Source organism: Halomonas citrativorans (assembly GCF_900163645.1).
In the GTDB taxonomy this organism is placed as follows: domain Bacteria; phylum Pseudomonadota; class Gammaproteobacteria; order Pseudomonadales; family Halomonadaceae; genus Vreelandella; species Vreelandella citrativorans.
Genome location: NZ_FUKM01000051.1, coordinates 1 through 16,308, shown reverse-complemented (window position 1 = coordinate 16,308; position 16,308 = coordinate 1). Strand labels below are relative to the sequence as shown.

21 protein-coding genes are annotated in these 16,308 nt (G+C 51.8%); 10 read left to right on the top strand and 11 right to left on the bottom strand.

The features are described from left to right. Positions 1-109: 109 nt before the first annotated feature. Both CZ787_RS13020 and CZ787_RS13015 read right to left on the bottom strand, forming a co-directional pair. Positions 110-1,297, bottom strand: coding sequence for a replication protein P (locus CZ787_RS13020; RefSeq protein WP_140398989.1), 1,188 nt, complete (start codon positions 1,295-1,297; stop codon positions 110-112). 227 nt (positions 1,298-1,524) lie between these two features. Beyond that, on the bottom strand, positions 1,525-1,737 hold the full coding sequence (locus CZ787_RS13015; RefSeq protein ID WP_087109881.1) for a hypothetical protein: 213 nt from the start codon (positions 1,735-1,737) through the stop codon (positions 1,525-1,527). An 868-nt stretch (positions 1,738-2,605) separates the two neighbouring features. On the opposite strand from CZ787_RS13015, the gene CZ787_RS13010 reads away from it, so the two are divergent. Continuing rightward, positions 2,606-2,842, top strand: coding sequence for a hypothetical protein (locus tag CZ787_RS13010; RefSeq protein WP_087109880.1), 237 nt, complete (start codon positions 2,606-2,608; stop codon positions 2,840-2,842). Positions 2,843-2,904: 62 nt separating this feature from the next. Here CZ787_RS13010 and CZ787_RS19120 read toward each other — a convergent pair whose 3' ends face one another. From CZ787_RS19120 to CZ787_RS12985, 5 genes are all read right to left on the bottom strand, one after another. Next, positions 2,905-3,087, bottom strand: a complete 183-nt coding sequence (locus CZ787_RS19120; protein ID WP_254908623.1) for a hypothetical protein — start codon at positions 3,085-3,087, stop codon at positions 2,905-2,907. A gap of 191 nt (positions 3,088-3,278) precedes the next feature. Beyond that, positions 3,279-4,568 carry an ISL3 family transposase gene (locus CZ787_RS13000; protein ID WP_087109887.1) on the bottom strand — a complete coding sequence of 430 codons (1,290 nt, stop codon included), beginning with the start codon at positions 4,566-4,568 and terminating at the stop codon, positions 3,279-3,281. 26 nt (positions 4,569-4,594) lie between these two features. Then, positions 4,595-5,182 (bottom strand): isochorismatase family protein, encoded by a 588-nt coding sequence (locus CZ787_RS12995; protein WP_087109878.1) that lies wholly within the window; start codon positions 5,180-5,182, stop codon positions 4,595-4,597. An 18-nt stretch (positions 5,183-5,200) separates the two neighbouring features. Beyond that, positions 5,201-5,938 (bottom strand): pirin family protein, encoded by a 738-nt coding sequence (locus CZ787_RS12990; protein ID WP_087109875.1) that lies wholly within the window; start codon positions 5,936-5,938, stop codon positions 5,201-5,203. Next, on the bottom strand, positions 5,928-7,022 hold the full coding sequence (locus tag CZ787_RS12985; protein ID WP_087109873.1) for an alkene reductase: 1,095 nt from the start codon (positions 7,020-7,022) through the stop codon (positions 5,928-5,930). The genes CZ787_RS12990 and CZ787_RS12985 overlap by 11 nt, the downstream gene beginning before the upstream one ends. A 106-nt stretch (positions 7,023-7,128) precedes the next feature. Here CZ787_RS12985 and CZ787_RS12980 point away from each other — a divergent pair, with 106 nt between their 5' ends. After that, a complete protein-coding gene (locus tag CZ787_RS12980; RefSeq protein WP_176372223.1) occupies positions 7,129-8,037 on the top strand; it encodes a LysR family transcriptional regulator in 909 nt (302 codons plus the stop codon). A gap of 160 nt (positions 8,038-8,197) precedes the next feature. Here the strand turns inward: CZ787_RS12980 and CZ787_RS12975 are convergent, their stop codons facing one another. The 3 genes from CZ787_RS12975 to CZ787_RS12965 form a co-directional block, all read right to left on the bottom strand. Next, on the bottom strand, positions 8,198-8,386 hold the full coding sequence (locus CZ787_RS12975) for a hypothetical protein (protein ID WP_087109870.1): 189 nt from the start codon (positions 8,384-8,386) through the stop codon (positions 8,198-8,200). A gap of 49 nt (positions 8,387-8,435) precedes the next feature. Further along, positions 8,436-9,071: a site-specific integrase gene (locus CZ787_RS12970; protein ID WP_254908624.1), complete on the bottom strand. Its 636-nt coding sequence runs from the start codon at positions 9,069-9,071 to the stop codon at positions 8,436-8,438. Positions 9,072-9,455: 384 nt separating this feature from the next. Further along, positions 9,456-10,178: an XRE family transcriptional regulator gene (locus CZ787_RS12965; RefSeq protein ID WP_087109868.1), complete on the bottom strand. Its 723-nt coding sequence runs from the start codon at positions 10,176-10,178 to the stop codon at positions 9,456-9,458. Positions 10,179-10,344: 166 nt separating this feature from the next. Between CZ787_RS12965 and CZ787_RS12960 the strand changes: the two genes are divergently transcribed. Both CZ787_RS12960 and CZ787_RS12955 read left to right on the top strand, forming a co-directional pair. Beyond that, positions 10,345-10,683 (top strand): helix-turn-helix domain-containing protein, encoded by a 339-nt coding sequence (locus CZ787_RS12960; protein WP_176372222.1) that lies wholly within the window; start codon positions 10,345-10,347, stop codon positions 10,681-10,683. A gap of 2 nt (positions 10,684-10,685) precedes the next feature. Continuing rightward, complete coding sequence (locus CZ787_RS12955; protein WP_087109863.1) at positions 10,686-11,123, top strand: hypothetical protein; 438 nt, start codon at positions 10,686-10,688, stop codon at positions 11,121-11,123. A gap of 42 nt (positions 11,124-11,165) precedes the next feature. Here the strand turns inward: CZ787_RS12955 and CZ787_RS12950 are convergent, their stop codons facing one another. Next, positions 11,166-11,462: a hypothetical protein gene (locus CZ787_RS12950; protein WP_087109861.1), complete on the bottom strand. Its 297-nt coding sequence runs from the start codon at positions 11,460-11,462 to the stop codon at positions 11,166-11,168. Positions 11,463-11,552: 90 nt separating this feature from the next. Here CZ787_RS12950 and CZ787_RS12945 point away from each other — a divergent pair, with 90 nt between their 5' ends. The 6 genes from CZ787_RS12945 to CZ787_RS12920 are packed head-to-tail and all read left to right on the top strand — an operon-like array spanning position 11,553 to position 16,259. Continuing rightward, a complete protein-coding gene (locus tag CZ787_RS12945) occupies positions 11,553-13,601 on the top strand; it encodes a DNA-binding protein (protein WP_087109859.1) in 2,049 nt (682 codons plus the stop codon). Positions 13,602-13,641: 40 nt separating this feature from the next. Beyond that, positions 13,642-14,364, top strand: a complete 723-nt coding sequence (locus CZ787_RS12940; RefSeq protein ID WP_087109857.1) for an AAA family ATPase — start codon at positions 13,642-13,644, stop codon at positions 14,362-14,364. 2 nt (positions 14,365-14,366) lie between these two features. Next, entirely contained in the window at positions 14,367-15,002 is a 636-nt protein-coding gene (locus CZ787_RS12935; protein ID WP_087109855.1) for a hypothetical protein, read from the top strand. Next, the gene (locus CZ787_RS12930; protein ID WP_087109853.1) at positions 14,999-15,382 is read left to right on the top strand and encodes a hypothetical protein; all 384 of its coding nucleotides are present in this window, start codon (positions 14,999-15,001) and stop codon (positions 15,380-15,382) included. Before CZ787_RS12935 ends, CZ787_RS12930 begins: the two co-directional genes overlap by 4 nt. Beyond that, on the top strand, positions 15,379-15,624 hold the full coding sequence (locus CZ787_RS12925; RefSeq protein WP_087109851.1) for a hypothetical protein: 246 nt from the start codon (positions 15,379-15,381) through the stop codon (positions 15,622-15,624). Before CZ787_RS12930 ends, CZ787_RS12925 begins: the two co-directional genes overlap by 4 nt. Beyond that, complete coding sequence (locus CZ787_RS12920; protein WP_087109849.1) at positions 15,621-16,259, top strand: hypothetical protein; 639 nt, start codon at positions 15,621-15,623, stop codon at positions 16,257-16,259. The genes CZ787_RS12925 and CZ787_RS12920 overlap by 4 nt, the downstream gene beginning before the upstream one ends. Positions 16,260-16,308 lie beyond the last annotated feature (49 nt).

The following is a 16,308-nucleotide window of genomic DNA, read 5'->3' as shown; positions in this document are numbered from 1 at the left end:
AGTTGACGATAGCCGTATTATCGCTGATGGCAGTGACTTTTTCAGAGCTTCCCTAGCTCATTAGGCATTAAATGAGTCATATTCAAACGAGCACTGTAAGCCACTATCATTAAATTGGTTTATTCACTTCAGTCCTTAGGGCAGCAAGTCCTTGCTCTGAACTCATACTACGAGGCAGCCCAGCGGCTTCAACAGCTCTATTTATTGCCCCATGGCCAGCTCGCTCAGCAATTTCTGCTGGGCTGCGAGCCACGTCATGCTCCAGCAGCGTCTGAGACTTTAAGCGTTCACCGGTTATTGCTCGATTGATCAAGGCGGAATACTCTTTATCAAAATGGCCTTTAAGACGTAACCGTTCTTTCTGAGAAGTTACGTTTGCCAGGTCCCACCAGCCAACCGCACAACCCGCCAACTTAACCGCTTCATGGCTCCAACCCCGTCGGTTAGGGTCGTAGGCATAAGCACAGGCTTCGTGCCAAGCTGCTGCTGAGTCCGGTATTCCAAGATCTTCTGGGCACAGCTCACAGAATGCTGCAAACTCGGCTGGTTGAGGAGGCCAAGATGTCTGCTTTTCTCGTGCCGCTGATTTCACTGCTTTACGACAGCGTTGCACACCAAGCTCAAGGTGGCCACGGCTCAAGTGAGCCACCTCGGCCATCCAGAGACCCGATTTGTCGAATTTTCCCCATTTATGCTCAAACTTCGCCCCGTAAAGCTGCCTCAGTGCATCAAACATAAAATCCACGTCTTGCTCAGATATTAGTGAGCTAACGCCTTTCCTATCAGCCGTTTCAACCTCAATAATACGGCTGCTCTGCTGATTTACTGGTGAGTTTGCACGCCTACGGGCTTCTGCAGCAGTGATATGATTCGATTCAAAATTTCGGTATCGGTTAGCTTTGTTCGTTCTATTGGCCTTGAATTCAGACGATTTCAAACCGTTAGGTTTGTTATTATCGAAATCTAAATCGCGTGTCATACTTGAAGGAGTTATCTCTGTTGTTTTCTCTGTTGTTTTCTCTGTAAAGAAATCGACCTTAGTGCTAGTCATGATCTCCCCTTTTGTTGAGTCTTGATTCTCTGTTTCACCAATACTTGATTCGCTGTTTGGTCGAATCTGTTCAACCGCAGGTGATTTCCGCTGCTTTTCCATACCGAGCGACTGAGTTATTAATTCGTATAGGCGATCACAATTAACGCGATACCAAACTTTAGCAGGTACATCTTTACGCACTTCTTCAAGTACGCCGATATCTTTCAGTGAACGCCGAGCTGTTGCTTGCTGCTTGACTGTCATGCCTGTCTCAGCCTCCCAACTATCCGTTTCACCAGATTGGGACTTGTAAAACCATCCGTCACGTGCCTGTGCAGTTGGTGATTTAGTCCAAAAAAGGGCTTGTGATAGAAACAATGCACCGGGCACCGTAACCCCTGGGAGGCGCGTAAACTCAGAACGATAAGCTATAGGGCTACCCAAAAGTTCTAAGAGCTCATCAGTCTGTTTATGTCTGCTTATCTTTTGCATTAGGCTTCATCAATCAGGCCAGCCACATCACTTGCGCAAAAATAAACGCGTCTACCAACTTTTCTCTTAGCGTGACTCCATTTCAAAGCAAACTCAGATTTACCTCGCAAAGATATACTTAGGCCATCTGGGCTACGCTTTAACAAATCAGCAAGATCAGTTAACGAAAGCAGAACGCCGTAACGTTCAGTAATCTTTTTTTCAAGTGTCATAACCCACCCCTAAACAACGTTAAACTAAACTTCTTTTTTTAATATTTACGCCAAACAAAAGACAACTTCAAGCACTTTCTTTATATAAAAAATTGAAGCTATAAAAACAACTCCGACATATCGTAAACATCACTTTACAAAGAAAACCCGCTTCCTTTATATCGCCAATAAAATCAACCTAAAACATTAGAACGTCTTTATTGACACTTGAAGGGCAGAAAATATTCAATACTTTTAAAACATATAAAACATGTAGATTTTAGCCGCTAAAACATACGCAACAATCAAACACAACATTAAAAATGTATCGTATTTCATATTAAAAAATATACAAAATACGATATGAAATACGATATGAAATACATTCCAAAAATAGCATTAGCAGCAATAGTTTTGCCTTTGGCTGTGAAATCTAGCTATTGATTGAATTATGGAGCTACGTATTCCTGCCACTACTGCCCTCTCATGAGCAGTAACAGCAAAAACAAGCCGGACGCCAGAAAGAAACAAGCCTCATTATCAATAAGACTTGGCTACTAGGTAGCGTTTTAAATGTACAGTTGACCTTCACCTAGCTCTGTATAATGCAATGTATTACACTTCTAAAAAGAGCACTTTTTCAGCACTAAACTACATAGTTTTCGCTAGCGATGGACAAAACATTATCAATAGACCAAAAGGAAGAAAACAAAATACAAACCAATTAAAAAATCTTCAGATACAAATGATCATTTAAATATAGCTCAGTTTTTCGACAAAATTATAGGTGCAAAAATGTTCTATAAGTACTTACTATTATTCACACCAGTAATAATGGGGATTATATTAACTATACTCGTCCATAGGATGAACAAAGAAGAGAGAAGTAATGTTAAAGAAAAATAAAAAATCATTTGATGATCAGGCTGAGTTTACTCAAGGTGAAGCTAAGTCTTCAGAGATTCCTGAGGAAAATGCTTTGAGCGAATATGATACCGTTGATAGTAAACAAGAATGGATTGATGAAGAACCCTTTTTTTTAGAAGATGATGGGACATTTCTGGAGCCACCAACCTTTATTACCCGTGCAAAGTTTGACATGAAAAGAGATGATGAACTTGTATAATATGCTCAGGCATCGGACTAGGTGAGAGCTGCTGCTGACGCTCATAAGAATTACATCTAAATTCAAGCATCATCGCGAAAAAAATCATCCCTAGCAACTAGACCGAAGTTATCTCCAGTCTTCTGAGTATTAAAATACTCATCTTCACTAAAAAAATTTTGTATGCGCCTCTCCTGTTTTACATTCGCTATGTGTAATAAAAAAGAAATTTTCGCATAAGTGTATTTCATATCATTCGCCATCATGTGCAGTTCCATACCCCCAATGAGCCTGGAGTGTTGCGAATTAAAGTCCACAGTTAGCTACTTGAGTGGAGCATAAACATACATCGCAAACCACATCAGTAACGGTATCGACTTCAATCTTTCCAATAATTTTGGGTAAGCGGATTTAATGGTTGATGGGGCAGCTTTAACCCGCCAACCTTATACCAGCCTCAGATGGTTGATAGATCAACCCCGTAATTGAGTTCCTCTGCGAAGTCCGGCAGTCCGTAACCGATGGTTTTCTTGTAGAACGGGGAGACCTTCGCAGTCGGGGCCTTCTTCTTGTGCTTCGTGGTATAGAGCATTCGTGCCCGCATCACCTCGAAGGAGTAACCACGCCCTTCACGGTTCTTGTCCTTGGCCAATCGGTTGATGGACTCCGTGTAAGCGTTGGTGACGGGCATGTCTGTCTCGAAGTAGGTCATGATCTCTTCGTGCCAGTTACCCACCGCCCTGACCAGATCGCTCCAGACTTCCTTCTGGCCCTTCGGGATGGTGGCTATCCATTCGTCCAAGGCGGCTTCTGCTTGGGGCCGTGAGGTGGCATTCCAGATACCGTAGAAGCGCTCCTTGTGCTCGTAGGAGGCCAGCAGTTGAGGGAATGCGCCTGTCCAGGTTTCCATGATAAGGCGTTCCCGGTCAGAAACTTCGTGAGCTCGTTTCAGCAGGATTTTCCGATCTCCCTTGAGGGTTCGGCTTTGGGAAGGCTTCAGCTCCTTTCTGAGGCCTTTGCGTACCTTCTCTAGGGCATCGTTGGCCATACGCACCACATGGAACTTATCAACGACGATACGAGCCTGCGGCAGCACCGCCTTGACCGCTACACGGTAGGGATTCCACATATCCATGCTGACGATCTCGACCTTCTGCCGGTCTTTCAGCTTCAGTAGGTAGTTGGTCACCACGTCCTGTCGGCGGGTGGCCAGCAGGTCGAGCAGGGTTCTCTCTTCGATGTTGGTCAAGATGCAGCGGTAGCGCTTGTTCAGGTACAGCTCGTCGATGCCTAGGATGCGGGGCGTCTCGAAGCGGTGCCAGCGCCCAAGGAACTCGGCACGGGCATTGAAGATGTCGCGTACCGTCTTCTCGTCCAGGCCGGTCTGGGCCGCTACAAAGGTGTAGGGGTGGTTGAAGGCTTCCTTTTCCACATATTCATGCAGCCGCAACGTCATGCGGAAGCCGTCCGCCATCTCCGGTAGCTGGGGCCTGAAGGTGGTATTGCAGGCCCGGCATGTGTACCGACGACGGACCACCCAAAGGGTGACCCGTTTGCCGTGGATGGGCAGATCACGATAAGGAACATCACGCTTGCCAAACCGCACGAGCTCTCCCTGCACACCGCATTTTTTGCAGACGCAGAGATCGGGCGCGTCCACCTGAAAGTGCATTTCGTCGTCGGTGGATTTACAACCCAGCACCTGATACTCAGGCAAGTGCAGGATGTTGTCGGGAAGGTTACTCATGGACGAAAAGAACTCATCCAACCGATCTATCCTTGCAGAGCTGGCATTAATACTTCTTGTACGATCTGACTACCTTCTGGGGTCGCCCAGGTGCCCGCAAGCTCAGCAATCACCTGGTTGGTGCTTGTCAACGTCACCCCACTTTTTTCCATACGGCTTAGCGCGATTTCGTCAGCAAACTTCGTCGGTGAGGCGCCCGCATCGGCAACGACTTGAACTTCATAACCGTCACTGACTAAACTGAGTGCAGGGTAAACTGTACAAACGTCATTCGTGACACCTGCAATGATGATTTTTCTGCGGCCGAGCAACTTGACAGCCTTAGAGAATCGCTCATCGTCCATTGCATTGACGACCCCCGAGCGCTTTATGCGCGCAGCGAATTCGGTTGGAAGGATCGCCTCAAGTTCGGGCAACAAAGGTCCCTGTGCGTACTCTTCCATACTCGAAGTCAATACAACCGGAATTTTGAGAATCTGTGCGGTGTTGGCCAACATCAGTGCGTTCCGCTTTAGCTCATCGAACGGCATAGACTTTGCCCAGCCCATGGTTCCAACTTGGTGATCGATCAACAGGATAATGGCGTTATCAGCGGTAAAACGTTCATAAGACATAGTTATTAATCCTTCCTTTCAGTTAACGACGGTGTGCAGTGGTTGGCCGCTAAAAAAAACAGCCCTTGAGTGGTTATTGATTGAATGAATTGTGATTTCATGTGGCTTGTTTTGGGCTGGAAATATAGGCAATTCGGCATCGTCATGTTTAAAAGCCTGATCATCCACCTGAATCGTACCGTCTACAGCCATCACGAATGCGTTATGTCCAGCCGCAACTGGCAAAACCAGCTTCGAACCCTCGCCCATTGTAATATCGAGCATTGTTACTGAAGTCGGTGGGCAGAGAGGGGAGCATACATCTGCGAAACATCCCAAAGGCACGCGTATATCTACTCCGGGTAATCGTATTGCAGGTACCTCGTCTGGCTCCAAACTAAGTGCAAAAGGCTCCATATCTCGCATATCAACTGCAAGGTCGACGAAAATTTGTAACGAGTGAGCGGTTTTACCCGGTTCGGCAGGGATTTCCTCGTGACGAATTCCACGTCCTGCGGTTGTCCAGTGCAAGCCGCCAGGGCGTATCAGATTGCGTGTGCCGAGCGAGTCTCGATTGTCATAGCCCGTTTTTGCGTCCATGAACACGTAGGTCACAGCGGAAAGTCCAGCGTGAGAGTGCTCCGGAAAGGTCGGCGCACTCATCCATGCATGATCAACACCTAAAAATGGACTTATCAATTCGTTGCCCCCACGAAGTGCATTGGCTTGAAAATGATTGCCGCGGCGGATTTGTTGAAGAGCAGCATTAACGCGCATGAACGTCACCTCTTGCTGTCTGGGCTTCATGTAGAAAGGGATAGTCGGTATAGCCCTCGGCTGATCCGCCATAGAATGCTTCAGGCTTCGGTTCATTCATGGGCGCATCGCTCTGAATCCTTTTCACGAAATCAGGGTTAGCCAACACCATCGACCCATAGGACTCCAGCTCGGCCAGGCCCGATGCGACATCTGTGCCTATCTGATTAAGGGGGCGGCCCGGCCGGTTCAGTATCAGATTGCCGGTCCACAATTTGCGAATATCGGCCAACAGTGAGTCATTCCCCAAGTGCATGATATGTAGATAGGATAGTCCCAGTTCATTGAGCTTGGGAACCAAGTAGCGATAAAGATCCGGCCCGTCGGCACCCTCGTCTATACCCCAGATATTTGTACCAGGAGACAATCGGATGGCTGTTCTGTCTGGGCCTATCTCTTGCGCGATAGCCGCTGCAACTTCCAGGGCGAAGCGAGCTCGGTTTTCGATTGAACCTCCGTACTCATCCGTGCGGGTGTTGGCACTAGGTGCGAAGAATTGTTGAATCAGGTAGGCATTTGCACCATGAATTTCGACACCATCGGCCCCTGCCTCGACTGCTCGGCGAGCGGCGAAAGCAAAGTCGGCAACGGTCTCTTGGACTTCCTCAGAGGTCAAGGCGCGTGGCACCGGAATTTCCTGCATGCCCGTTATCGTGAACATGCCTGTTCCCGGCGCAATGGCCGATGGTGCGACACTTTGGCGATGATGCGGCGTGTTGTCCGGGTGAGACATGCGGCCTGCGTGCATCAGCTGTATGTAGAGTTGCGCCCCTTCTCTGTGAACCGCATCTGAAACCTTTTTCCAGCCAGTGACATGGGCATCAGTGTAGATGCCCGGTGTCGCCAGGTATCCTTGTGCGTCATCTGATGGCTGAGTACCTTCGCTTATGATCAAACCAACACTGGCGCGTTGAGCATAGTACTCAGCCGCTAGGTCACCTGGGGTACCGTCGCGCTGGGCGCGTGAGCGAGTCATGGGGGCCATGACAAGACGATTTTGTAGGGTGCTACGCCCGACTCTTATTGAATGGAAGAGCTGATTCATAATGGAATTCTCCGGTTATTGGTGATGTTTATCACTATATTCAGATCCAAATATGAGATAAATATGCTAAATTGCAGATGACTGGTTCATTTTTGGAGCAATTAATGTGATTTCACTCGATGACATGGCGTTGTTCGTGGAGGTCGTCAAAGCCAAGGGCTTTCGTGCCGCGTCAGAAGCTAGCGGGATACCAAATTCGACACTGTCACGGCGGATTAGCGCACTTGAAAAGTCAATTGGATTACGACTTCTGCACCGGACGACGCGTAAGATCGAGTTGACAGAAACAGGTCAGATATATTTCGAGAGATGCAACCGCATCGTTGCTGAAGCCCATATGGCACACGAGCAGCTCGGTGAAATGCTGACACAGCCTAGCGGTGTGTTGCGCGTCTCGCTGCCAGTGGATTTCGCCGTGACCTATCTTTCCCCTTTGATTACCGAGTTCGCAGGAATGTATCCTGGCATAAAATTTGATTTTGACCTGTCACCCAAGCGAGTCGATCTGGTCAGTGAGCGCTTTGATGTTGCGATCCGGATTGGGAAATCTGAGGATTCCCAGCTTATTGCACGGCGATTGGCTTTGCTTACATTTTGCCTTTATGCATCACCTGGATACCTTAAGCGATCGGGGGAGCCGACTGAGCCAAATGAATTAGAGCAATACGAATGCCTGACTATTGCTAAAGGGGATTATTGGGAATTGTACGATGGTAAGCGCACCGCGCGGATCCGAGTGGATGGGCGGTTTAAGCTGAACAGCGTCAACATGCTTCGCCGACTTGCTGCACTCGACATGGGCATCGTCATGTTGCCGGAAGAGATAGTTGCTGATGAACTAGCTCACGGCAAGCTGCAGAGAATTATGCCCATGTGGCAGGGCAATTTACTACCGGTCTATGCCATGACAGAAACTCGATTGTTACCAGCTAAAACTCGACTATTCGTCGATTTTCTCTGTGACCGTCTGGGGGGATTACATAGGGGCGTGCTAAAGAAAAAGAATCGATACTAAAAAAATACAGCTAACCTCGGCATCAACCAGATTTTCCGTTGGGCGAACAGGCTGTATTTTCTGCTGCAGCGTAAAGTATCAACCATTAAATCCGCTTACCCATAATTTTCATTCCAATCTCCAATACCGACCGAAACGCTCACCGTGGATGGCTTCGGCCTTAAACCTTTTGAGAAAGCTCTGATTCACAGACAATTTCGCTCATACTTCTCGCCCGGTCCACAATGCCCAGAGCTTTCACAACATAGGCAGCATTGCCAGTTTCGAGCGCATCAGACATGAATACAGCAATATCATCGCAGGACTCCAACATGGCTGCTGGATCAAACTCTGTGAATTTCTCAGCCATTTAAAGTACCCCATTCGTTGGTAATCAGCTTTTCTTAATTTTAGTCCAGCTAAATTGAACACCCTAAATTATCCAACTTCACCACCAAATCCTCCGTCCTTAAGTGTGTATACCGTCTCAACATCTGCATCGTCTTATGCCCACTGATTGCCGCCACCTCTTGATCGGATAGTCCTGCTTCTACTAATCGGCTAACAGCCTCATGCCTCAAGTCATGAAATCGGAAGTCATCAAGACCTGCCTTCTTCTTGGCTAGATTCCAAACCTTGGTATAGACGTAAGGCCCCCTTTTGCCTTCTTTGCCGGGCTCACCGAAAAATACTAGGTTGCAGTCGAGTGGGCGCACCGGGTTGTTCAGGGCCTGCCTGAACACCTCCGTAGCAGCCTGAGTTAGCGGCACAAGACGGGCTTCGTTGTTTTTAGTGTCTGTAAGGCGCACCAGGCGGCGCTTAACGTCTACCTGGCTACGAGTGAGGGTTAGGATCTCCGACGAGCGCATACCCGTCTCTAGAGCGATTCTGACGATCCATACAAGCATAGGGTTGCTGTGCTGGCGTAACACGACAAACAGACGCTTCTCCTCCTCAGGACTAAGGCGTCTACTCCGGCCCTCCCCAGGGCTAGGCTTGCGAATATTCTGAACAGGGTTATAAGTCAGGCCCAGCCCCCACTCTTGGATAGCCACGGTGAATAGGTGGCCAAGTAGAGCCAGTTCTAAGCGCACGGTACTGGGGCTGATTAGCTCCCCTCGGCGTCCCAAACTGTTTAAACGCTTATCGCGGTAGTTAGCGATAAGCTCTGGTGTAAGGGCTGCTAAAGAATATTTTCCCAAATGCTGTGGGTTAGCAGTAGATATGGCACAACGGAACAATGTGGGACTATAAACAATAAGGTGGGATAAACAGGGATGCGAGGCGGGATTTAAAGCCACAAATTCAGAAGGTTATGAACATGGCGTCAGTATACAGCGCCATCAAATTAGACGCTATCTGTGCCAAATACCCCACAAATAGAAAAACGCCGTTTCCTTTGGGAAGCGGCGTTTTTTTGCGCATGAATTGGCACTGCCTTAAAGCCACCCCGCCGACCATACAGCTCGCCCAACGATCTCAAGTTCATGCAAGCGGTCACGAGGCACTATTACTTCCCGGTATGCGCTGTTAGCGCTAATGACACTTACACCATCAAAGTTACGTTGCAAGCGTTTCGCGTAGAGGTGTCCATCCAGGCGCAGGATATAAATACCCTCCCCCTCAATCGTGGTGCGTGTGTGATCAATCAACACCGTATCACCGCTGTGCAGCACCGGTTCCATGCTGTCGCCGTCTATACGAATCGCTGAAAGGTGATCCGGCGTTAGCCCCTGCTTGCGCAGCGAGTAGCGCGTAAAGCTGATGTGTGTAAGCACGCGGCAATTTTCATTCCAAGCCCCATCACCCGCGCTGCACTGCGCGTCATATAGCGGCACGAATGCGTAGTCCTCCATGCCAGGAACTTCCGCAACCACCTCTACATTTCGTCTTGCTGTGCCTTTTGAACCCTCACCGGTCATAAGCCATAGGAGATCAATCCCCATCGCATCCGCCAGCTTAATCAGTACTTTTCGAGTTGGCTCTCCACCTTTTAGATAACGCTGAAGACCGCCTTGAGAGATGCCAGCCTTTCTCGCTAAAGCATTCGCGCTACCTTCTATAGAAGTCAGCTCACGTAAGCGGTCTGCGAAGCCTGTATCACTTTCATCTTCCATGACCGAACTTGAAAGAGCCTGCTGATCATCCGCGTCTACTTTCATGTTTTATAACTACCTGATATTAAACAAATATATTCTATGGAACTAACTTAATAGCTTTTTAGAACTTGAAAAGCTTTTATAGCGCTTGATTTTCAACTTCTATAGCACTATGTTTATGGGGAACGACAGGTTAGACATTCCAAAAAAACGCCACCGAGGTGACGCCATGAACAACGAAATCCCTATCAATCCTTCCCAGCGCTGGGAGTGGTTGAAGTACCAACTCCGTAGTCAGGGTTGTAGCTTGCGCAAACTAAGCGATGAGCTGGGCGTCACCGGCAACGCCGTACAAATGGTGAAGTACACACCTTACCCACGCATGGAGCGCGCTATCGCCAAAAAGCTTGGCTTCACACCACAAGCTATTTGGCCAGAGCGTTGGAACCACGACGGCACTCCCTGCCGAGAACGGCCTAACCGCGCAGAAGTGCGCAAGGACACTATCTGTGTACAGGATAGCGTTTCTAACGTTATAGCGCATCGTCAAATGGCGGCGGGGGCATAGTCATGCGACGTGTCAAAGATGACTTAACCCTAGACATCTTCGAAGTGCCGGTGCCCGTGGTACCTGCGCCAGGTAGCGGCAATTACGCCAGCCAGGTGAGCGAGCTAGTGGGCATCGTTTTGAAGGAGTGCCCGGTAGATCGCTACGAGGTAGCCGCACAGATGAGCCGCTACTCAGGCGACGACGTTTCCAAGCACATGCTGGATGCCTGGAGTTCGCCAGCGCGTAGCGACCACAACATCCCTTTCTATCGCATCCCGCTTTTGGAAGAGGTCTGCCAGAGCCACGCCTTCACCGATTGGATCGTGCACCTGCGTGGTGGGCGTGTGGCCTATGGCCGTGAGGCGCTAGCAGCAGAGTACGGGAAGTTATCGCGTGTTCAAGAGCGTGTGAATGCGGATCTGCGCAAGCTGAAAAAGCTGATGGGAGAAGAGCAATGAGTTCCAATGCCCATAACGAGCCAGCTGTACTCAGCGTATCAACTATTGCGATGCATCGTAGTCGGCGACAAGCGCACGCAATTCGTCGATTAGCAGAACAAGCTCAGAGCTTGTATCAGGATCAGACTCTTCCTCTATTAAGTTCGCCTGTCGAGACAGAAAGCGCTGAGCGTGATCTTGAGGCAGTCCAGGAATCTTCTGCACTTGAGAGAGGAGCCAAGCAATGATCAGCTCCTGGGCATATTCCCTCTCTTCCATCTGTTTAATCTTGAGTCGAATTAAAGGCGGCAAGCTTGCCAACTGCCTTTCGTACTCCTGTTCAATTTTTTCAGTTTTCATAGGGCGTTCCTCTAAAGGTAATTTGGGTTTGGGTTGCACCTCCCAATCTACCGCAGAGTGCAGCGCCCGCCTATTTAAGCGGGGACGTGCATGAGCTGGTACTCCGCGAATGAACTGGCCGGGTTACCAGGTATGCCCGGTACGCGCCAAGGCGTTAAGGCAAAAGCTAACTCTCAAGGCTGGGAAGCTCAGAAGCGCATGGGTTGTGGTGGCGGCTACGAATACGCCTTCGCCGTCCTGCCCACCGAAACCCAAAACGCCTTGTTATTGGCCAAAGCTGATAGCGCCGCGCCAACGCCTACCAGTACGGTAATACCGCAGGCTGAAGAAACACGCCCCGGCCAGCAACAGCTAACCGATGCGCAGCGCAAAGTGATGACTGCTCGCGTGGCCTTCGTTCGTGAGATTGAACGCATGGCAAAGATGGTCAGCCAGCAACGCGCTATTGAAACGTTAGTCGAGCATGCCAAGGCCGGGGGTCTAACGCTTTATCTTAATGAGCGTGTGGTGTTGGCCAACGACCGCAAAACGGATACCCGCACGCTTAGCGAGCGCACCTTAAAGCGTTGGATCAGTGACTTTAAAAAGCACGGTGAGCGAGGCCTTGCCCCCAAACGCCGCGCCGCAGATATGAGCATGCCCGATTGGGCCGGTGACTTTCTCAAGCGATACCAGAAGCCGCAGAAGCCCAGCGTTGAAGCCGCTTTTCAGCTGCTGGTAGAACAGACCGAGCCACCGCACCCGAGCATTCACCAGGTGCGCCGCTGGCTTGCCAAGCTTAGCCCCGAAGCGCGTGAACGTGGACGCTTAGGAGCCCATGAAAGCAAGTCGCTAAAAGCCTTTGTGCGCCGCACGTCTAAAGAGCTATGGCCCAACGATATCTGGGTAGCGGATGGCCATACGTTTGATGCCGAAGTGATCAACCCTGAAACCGGCCAAGCGTTCAGGCCTGAGGTTACGCTGATTATTGATTGGGCCACGCGCCGGATCGTCGGCTTTGCCTTGAACCTTGCCGAGTCGACTTTGGCCACGCTGGATGCGCTGCGCTACTCCGTTAGCCGTGCCGGTATGTTTGGCACCTTCTATGTGGATAACGGCTCCGGCTTTGCCAACGACACCATCCGTGAAGTGGTGGATCGCTTAGGCGGACAGATGAAGCACTCGCTGCCTTATAACTCACAAGCACGCGGCGTGATTGAGCGCGCTCACAAAACCATCCTGGTCAAGCTGGCTAAAACCATGGACAGCTATATCGGCGCGGACATGGATAAAGAAGCCGCGACCAAAGCGCACAAGTTAAGCCGCCGAGACATTAAGCAAGGCTTGAAACCCGCGCAGCTACCTACGTTTCAAGAGTTCTATGACCGCCTAAACGAAGCGTTAGATAGCTACAACTTCCGCCCGCACCGTGGGTTGCCCAAGGTGCGCGATTTAGACACAGGCACCTTACGCCACCAAAGCCCCATGGAAGCCTGGAAAAGTGCCGAAGCGGAAGGCTTTGAAGCGCTGACTGCACCTGCCGATGTGGTCGCCTCGCTTATGCGCCCACAGCTGGTGCGCAAAACCCACCGGGGCGAAGTGCGGGTTAACTCCGGCATCTACTTCCTGCAAGCACTGGTCGACTTTCACGGTGAAGAAGTCCGCGTGGGCTGGGATTACCGCGATGTGGGCCAAGTCGGCGTATTCACGCTAGAGGGCGAGATGATCGGCGAGGCCATATTAGATGGCAATGCCACGCCTGCCATGCCCGTCGCCGAAGTACAAAAAGGCCGAGACAAGCGCCAAAAAGGCCAAATCAGCCGCCTTACCCAAAAAGCCAAAGTGGTCACTGGTCAAGACGTGGAGATCCGCACCATTACGCCCACCACTCGCCATACCGATGCCCAGCAAGTAGAACGCGGCCGTGCCCATCTCAAGCAGCTAGAAGCTCAGGGCACGCCCTTCCAGCTACCGCATAACAAGGTAGACCGCTGGCGGCTGTGGAATAAGTTGGATGCCCAGCTAATGAGTGGCGAAGACGTGCCGCAAAAAGCCCGCGAATGGCACGCACACTACCGGGATAACAAAGATTTGAAGGCCATTGCCGATGCGATGGAAGCGGACGGGCGGCCACCCGTCCGCAATCCCTGGGCCAAGTAAGCACCTGGCCCACAACACCCGAAGCCAATAAGGATGAACTATGAGCGTCAATGCAATTGTACCACTTACTAATGTCGGGCTACTCGCCGCAGCAGTTTCAAGTGCCACCCTCCGCCCACCGGAACTGCCCGGCTTGGTGGTCATGTACGGCCCCAGCGGCTACGGCAAGAGCCTGGCAGCGGCGTATTCCGCCAACCTGCACCGTGCTTACTACATCCAGTGCCGGGAGAGCTTTACCAAGAAAGCCTTTGTAATCGCCATGCTGCGTGAAATGGGTATTGCGCCCATGAAAACCCTGAACGACATGCTCGACCAGGTCGCCGAGCAGCTCTCCCGCTCTGGGCGTCCGATGATCATTGATGACGTGCAGTACATCATTGAGAAAAGCGCCGCCAACATCATCACCGACCTGTATGAGGCCAGCCAAGGCACCATCATCATGATCGGCGAAGAGCAAGTGCCCGCCGCCATGAGCCGTCGGCTGGAACGCCTACATAACCGCGTACTGGAATGGGTGCCCGCCCAAGCGGCCAGCCTGGATGACGTGCGCGCGCTAGCGGACAAAAGCTACCCCGACATCGAGATTGACGACGATCTGCTCGAAGCCGTTAACGACCGCGTGAAAGGCTGCCTGCGTCGTGTTGCCGTCAACCTCTACCAGATCCATAGCGAGGCCATCGCCAACGGCTGGACAATGATCGGCCTGCGGGAATGGGGCGAGCGTGAGATCCACACCGGCCAACCACCGGCGCGGAGGGGCTAAGCATGTCGAAGCGCAAACAAACGCTATCCACCCTGACAGGTGATGTCACGCCCCGCCAGCGCATTTGGGACGCCATCCGTCATCAGCATAACGAAGACGGCCTGATCACCATGCAAGGCATTCGTATCGCTCTCAGGCGGCAGCAAGATCTATCAGAAGGCCGTATTAGCGACTACCTAAGAGCGCTCATTGCTGGCGGGTTCCTGGTGCGAAGTAACCCAGAAGCCCTTCCAGCCACTACGGCTATTTATACGCTTAAGCGCGATGTAGGCATCGAAGCCCCCCGCGTGCGCCGTGATGGTTCATTGCCACCCCCACCAGGGCGCGAACAGCTGTGGCGCACGCTCAAGATCATCGGCACCTGCACCGGGCAAGAGCTGGCTGATGCCGCCAGTACGTTAGTGACGCCGGTATCCCGCGCTGCCGCTGATGAATACCTCTCTATGCTAAACCGCGCCGAGTACGTGAAAACGATCAGAGAAGGAAAGCCAGGCCTACCGGCCCGCTTTCAACTGGTGCCCAGCCGCTGGACCGGCCCGATGGCGCCGCAAATTCGCCGTACCAAGCAGCTCTACGATCCCAATACGGGCAAGGTCATTTACAGCCGCGTGACCAAAACCGAAGGCGGTGAGCCATGAGCGCCGCCATTCGTCGTACCCGCGCCGTGGATATTTCCAACTGGGGCGAAGAGCCGCCCCGCTGGATCACCCTGCTGGCTGACGAAGTACGTGCCACCAACCGTACGCTGGCGGGTGAGCGTATCGGCGTTTCTCGCAGTGCGGTTTCTTTGGCACTGGCGAACCGTTACCCCAGCCCCTCGACGGCCAGTATTGAAAAGCGAGTGCTGCAAGCGTTAGACGGCCTAACGTGCCCAGCCCAGCAGCTCACCATCAGCGTGGAGCAGTGCCGGGACTACCGCGCACGCCCGGCACCCACCCATAACCCAATGGCCATGCGCCTGTGGCGCCACTGCCAAACCTGCCCACACAACCCTCGCCGCCAGGGAGACGACCAATGAGCAGAATCGTGGAACTCTTTCCCGCACCGCCCGCTGGCGTATTGATGGTAGACGACCAACGCCAGCTTTATACCGCCAGTGCGCAGCTTCGCCCCAACACTTATGGCGGCAACTGCCTGACGCTAACGCTGTGTGGCGAACCGCTCGAACGCCCCATCAAGATGCACCTGAGTACCGACATGGCCCGTGAACTCCAACGCGAGCTGCAAGCCGTCATCAACCAAGCGGAGGGCAACGCATGACCCTGAAAGCTACCTGCCCCGAGTGCGGCATGACCGGCGACATGGCCGCCTTCGTGACCCAAGGCGAACACAACCAGGCACTGGCCGTTGCGCTTGAAATGCCTGCCGTCTTGAGCAGCCGTATCGTGCGCTACCTCGGCATGTTCCGGCCCAAGTCGCGGGCACTGGCCAGCGCCAAAAGTGCCCGCCTGCTGACAGAGCTAAAGGACGTAATCACCAGCAGTGTGATCGAGCGTAAGGGCATTACCCGTGCCGCGCCCCTCACCGTGTGGGTAGCGGCCTTGGATCAATTGCTGGAACGCCCACCCAGCAACCTACCGCTAAGCGGCCACGGCTACCTGTATGAAGTAGTGTCCAACGTGGCCGACCGCCACGCCGGAGAAGCAGAGCGTCAGCGCGAAGAAGCCGCTCGCAACGGTGCCAAACAGCCCGCAAACCGTGCCCCTGCCGCACCGCTGCGCGAACGTTCCACCGATGACGTACTGGCCGAACACCAGCGCATGGCTACCCGCCAAGCGCACGTTTCAAACCACGGCAAAGCGCAATACAAGAATAAATCCACTGAGAACGCCAACGCGCCCAAGCGCCTATCGGAGCTGCTGAAAAGTGCCGCCAGCCAGGGAGATACACCATGAGAACCTACAGCGATGCTCATATTGAGCACTACGCCAACCGCTTCATTGC